The organism is Modestobacter sp. I12A-02662 (genome assembly GCF_041028325.1).
Taxonomy (GTDB): domain Bacteria; phylum Actinomycetota; class Actinomycetes; order Mycobacteriales; family Geodermatophilaceae; genus Modestobacter.
On the sequence record NZ_JABGDE010000030.1, the window covers coordinates 1 to 995 of the forward strand.

At 68.5% G+C, this 995-nt stretch carries 1 protein-coding gene; it reads right to left on the bottom strand.

The annotated features are described in order from the left end of the window. Positions 1-12: 12 nt before the first annotated feature. Positions 13-995 (bottom strand): inositol-3-phosphate synthase (locus HL189_RS22445; RefSeq protein WP_369135954.1); only part of this gene is annotated, 983 nt, incomplete at its 5' end.

A 995-nucleotide genomic window follows, 5' to 3' on the forward strand; every position in this document is an offset into this window, starting at 1 on the left:
GGTGGTCCTTCGTCAGCGTTCGATGTCTCCGCGGATGAAGGCCTCGACGGCGTCGCGGGCGGTGGCGTCGTCGTACTGGACGGGGGGGCTCTTCATGAAGTAGGAGGAGGCGGAGAGGATGGGGCCGCCGATGCCGCGGTCGAGGGCGATCTTGGCGGCGCGGACGGCGTCGATGATGATGCCGGCGGAGTTGGGGGAGTCCCAGACCTCGAGCTTGTACTCCAGGCTCAGCGGCACGTCGCCGAAGGCGCGGCCCTCCAGGCGGACGTAGGCCCATTTGCGGTCCGAGAGCCAGGGCACGTGGTCGGAGGGTCCGATGTGCACGTTGCCGGCGCCCATGTCGCGGTCGACCTGGCTGGTGACCGACTGGGTCTTGGAGATCTTCTTGGACTCCAGGCGCTCGCGTTCGAGCATGTTCTTGAAGTCCATGTTGCCGCCGACGTTGAGCTGCATGGTGCGGTCGAGCTGGACGCCGCGGTCTTCGAAGAGCTTGGCCAGGACGCGGTGGGTGATGGTGGCCCCGACCTGGCTCTTGATGTCGTCGCCGACGATGGGGACGCCGGCGGCGGTGAACTTGTCGGCCCACTGCGGGGTGCCGGCGATGAAGACCGGCAGGGCGTTGACGAAGGCGACGCCGGCGTCGATGGCGGCCTGGGCGTAGAACTCGGCGGCCTGCTGGGAGCCGACGGGGAGGTAGCAGACGAGCACGTCGGCGTGGGAGGCGCGCAGGGCGGTGACGATGTCGACGGGCTGCTCGTCGGATTCGGCGATGGTCTCGCGGTAGTACTTGCCCAGCCCGTCGAGGGTGGTGCCGCGCTGGACGGTGACCCCGAGCGGGGGGACGTCGCAGATGGTGATGGTGTTGTTCTCGCTGGCGACGATGGCCTCGGACAGGTCGCGGCCGACCTTCTTGGCGTCGACGTCGAAGGCGGCGACGAACTCGATGTCGGAGACGTGGTAGTCGCCGAACCGGACGTGCATCAGGCCGGGGACCG